This window comes from Nocardioides sp., from assembly GCF_031422975.1.
In the GTDB taxonomy this organism is placed as follows: Bacteria; Actinomycetota; Actinomycetes; order Propionibacteriales; family Nocardioidaceae; genus Nocardioides.
In genome coordinates this window covers 1-3,303 of the sequence record NZ_JANPEO010000270.1, presented here as the reverse complement: position 1 = coordinate 3,303, position 3,303 = coordinate 1, and the positions used below count along the sequence as shown (strand labels likewise).

Annotated in this window: 2 protein-coding genes and 1 pseudogene; 1 reads left to right on the top strand and 2 read right to left on the bottom strand. The window is 70.1% G+C overall.

Annotated features, from left to right (window positions below; all coding sequences use genetic code 11):
- Positions 1–642, bottom strand: a pseudogene (locus tag RMO85_RS08050) (tRNA 2-thiouridine(34) synthase MnmA); the annotation flags it as partial.
- Positions 642–1,832 (bottom strand): cysteine desulfurase family protein, encoded by a 1,191-nt coding sequence (locus RMO85_RS08045; RefSeq protein WP_310528213.1) that lies wholly within the window; start codon positions 1,830–1,832, stop codon positions 642–644. The gene RMO85_RS08045 and the pseudogene RMO85_RS08050, both read right to left, overlap by 1 nt.
- A gap of 213 nt (positions 1,833–2,045) precedes the next feature.
- On the opposite strand from RMO85_RS08045, the gene RMO85_RS08040 reads away from it, so the two are divergent.
- On the top strand, positions 2,046–3,248 hold the full coding sequence (locus RMO85_RS08040; RefSeq protein WP_310528212.1) for a hypothetical protein: 1,203 nt from the start codon (positions 2,046–2,048) through the stop codon (positions 3,246–3,248).
- Positions 3,249–3,303: the final 55 nt, after the last annotated feature.

The window sequence follows — 3,303 nt, the reverse complement described above, 5'->3', positions numbered from 1 at the left end:
GCGGTGAGTCTCTTTGTGCCACCGGGCTTTGTCGCCGTCGGCGAGGACGCCGATGTGGGGGTTGGGGGGTTGGTCTGGCCCAAGCTGGCCGGGGTGGGCGGCCTCTCGGGGGACGACCGGCTTGGTCGTGTCGCCCAGCGGGAACAGCGAGTGCGCCAGCTGGTCCTGGGTCAGCACGCCGAGGACGTAGGACTGGTCCTTGCCCATGTCGACCGCGCGATGCATCTCGATCAGGCCGTCGGCACCCGTGCGGAGCTGGGCGTAGTGCCCGGTGGCGACGGCCTCGAAGCCGAGCGCCAGCCCGCGGTCGAGGACAGCGGCGAACTTGATCTTCTCGTTGCAGCGCAGGCACGGGTTGGGCGTGCGGCCGGCGGCGTACTCGTCCATGAAGTCCTCGACCACGTCCTCGTGGAAGCGCTCGGAGAGGTCCCAGACGTAGAACGGGATGCCGATGATGTCGGCGGCGCGGCGGGCGTCGTTGCTGTCCTCGATCGTGCAGCAGCCGCGGGCGCCGGTGCGGTACGACTTCGGGTTGCGCGAGAGTGCGAGGTGGATGCCGGTGACGTCGTGCCCGGCCTCGACGGCACGTGCGGCTGCGACCGCGGAGTCGACGCCGCCCGACATGGCAGCGAGGACACGCATCAGCGCACCCCTGTCTTGGCCGTCCTGGCGCGCTGGACAACCGGGCCGATCGCCTCGACGAGGGCATCCACGTCGGCTGCCGTCGAGGTATGGCCGAGCGAGAACCGCAGCGAGTGGCGGGCCTGGTCGTCGTCACATCCCATCGCGAGCAGCACGTGCGAGGGCTGGGGCACGCCCGCGCTGCAGGCCGAGCCCGTGGAGCACTCGATCCCGCGCGCGTCGAGCAGCATCAACAGCGAGTCGCCCTCGCAGCCGGGGAAGCCGATGTGCGCGTTGCCCGGCAGCCGCCGGTCGGGATCACCGTGGAGGTGTGCGTCGGGGACGGCCTCGATCACGCGGCGTACAAGCTCGTCGCGCAGCCTCCTCAGTCGGCTCGCATGCTCGTCCTGGTGCTTGACCGACGCCTCGATCGCGGCCGCCAGACTCGCGATCGCCGGCGGATCGAGGGTGCCGCTGCGGATGTCGCGCTCCTGCCCGCCACCGTGCACGAGCGCTGAGACCTGCAGGTCTCGGCGCACGATCAGCGCACCGGCGCCGTAGGGGCCGCCGACCTTGTGGCCGGTCAGGCTGAGCGCGTCGACGCCGGAGGCGGCGAAGTCGACGGGTACGGCGCCGATGGCCTGCACTGCGTCGGTGTGGACCGGGATGCCGTGCTCGGCGGCCAGGGCGACGACCTCGGCGATGGGCTGGAGGGTGCCCACCTCGTTGTTGGCCCACATCACCGAGATCAGGGCGACGCTGGCCGGGTCCCGCTCGACTGCGTCGCGGAGGGCGTCGAGGCGCAGGTGCGCATGCTGGTCGACAGGGATCAGCTCGACCTCGGCCCCTTCCGCGTCGCCGAGCCAGATCAGCGGGTCGAGGACCGCGTGGTGCTCGATCGCGGTGGAGAGGATGCGGACACGACGCGGGTCCTCGGCGCGACGGGCCCAGTAGATGCCCTTGAGTGCGAGGTTGTCGGACTCGGTGCCCCCGGAGGTGAACACGACGTCGCCCGGACGACAGCCCAGGGCACGCGCGATGCTCTCGCGCGCCTCCTCCACGACTCGTCGCGCATTGCGTCCCGAGGCGTGCAACGAGTTGGCGTTGCCCACCTCGCTGAGGTGCGCGGTCAGCGCCTCGATCGCGGCCGGCAACATCGGCGTCGTCGCGGCGTGGTCGAGGTAGACGGTCTGCCCGGTGGGGGTGGTCATGGCCGGTCCAGCCTACGCGGGGGGTGTTGCCGCTCCCCCATCGTCTCGCTCGACCACGGGTGCTGCGCCGCGAGGTCGGCGGTGCCCGCCGCGTTGAGCGCCCGCCCGTTGCCCTCCATCCGTTTGCGGAGGACGCATCGCGGGAAGGAAGCGGCCACACCCCACTCCATCCGTCGACGTAGATCGACCGAGCCGGTTCGCGAGGATCCACCGATGAACATGGTCATCACGTACGAGACCCTGTCCCTGAGTCAGCAGGTCGTCGAGCGTCAGCAGGCGCACGCCGCCACGATGAGCAGCTATCTCGAGAGCAACGCCGACATCAGCGACTCGACCGGGTTCCTGCTCGGGTTCTTCGACCCGCTGTCCAAGGCGGCGATCACGCTCGCGACCCAGGCGTGCGGAGTGCTCGAGGAGATCGAACGCGCCACGGCCGTCGCGATCGGCGACACCGCCGCCGACGTGGCCGATGCGGACGGCCGGGTCAAGGACGTCTTCAGCCGACTCATCGCTGAGCTCGGCCACGGTGGTTCCGGCTCGGGCGGCCATCACCACCTGGGCGGCTCCACCCTGCCAGCAGCGGGCGAGCGCGCCCCCGAGGACTACGGCAGCGTCGACTCCTACTTCTGGCAGAAGCGTCTCGGCAACGTCGAGAACATCGCCGGCTCCGTCTCCGACGCCCGCTCCCTGGTCAACCAGGTGAGCCAGTGGGGCGGCGCCGCCTCGGTCGCCGAGGTCACCGACCCTTCGAGCTTCCTGGTCTCGCCACAGGCCCCGGACAACTTCGTGCAGGACCTGCGCTGGAGCGCGGGCACCCTGCTGGGAGGCATCGACTGGGTGGCCGAGCAGTTCGTCGGCTTCTCCATCCTCGACCGCTGCGTCTACCACCCGCTCGCCGGTGACTGGCAGGGCATCTACCGCGCCTCGCAGGCCTGGCAGCACGCCGGCGACGCGGCGATGGCCATCGGCGCCAATCACGCCGGCCTGGTCGCGACCACCCCGGCCACCTGGCAGGGCGAGTCGGGCGATTCCTTCCGCCTCGCCATGACGGGCGCCACGGCAGCCAGCATGGGACTGAGCACGGCCTTCGAGCTCACGGGCGGCTACGTCAAGACGATCTCGGCGGTCTGCAAGCTCGCCTGCATCGGCATCGGCATGGCGCTCGACTTCATCGCGACGAAGCTGCTCAAGCTCGCTGCCGAGGCTGCCACCCCGGTCATCGGTTGGGCCGTCGGGGCGGTGACGGCCTACAGCGACATCAACGGCATCATCAAGAAGGTGCGCTTCGTCTACTCGATCATCGAGACCATCGAATCGGCCATCAACGACTTCATCGAGGCCAAGACCTCGATCCTGGACAAGCTGGAGATCCTCGAGGACCTGCTCCAGGGCGGCGCCGCGAGCGTGGCCGTATGACCGCCAACCGGAACGAGGCGACCTACCTGGCCCAGCTCGAGTCGTCGATGGCTTC

Bases quoted from the DNA above. Each gene is read 5' to 3' on its own strand.
- RMO85_RS08040 (WP_310528212.1), top strand. From the start codon at position 2,046: ATGAACATGGTCATCACGTACGAGACCCTGTCCCTGAGTCAGCAGGTC.
- RMO85_RS08045 (WP_310528213.1), bottom strand. From the start codon at position 1,832: ATGACCACCCCCACCGGGCAGACCGTCTACCTCGACCACGCCGCGACG.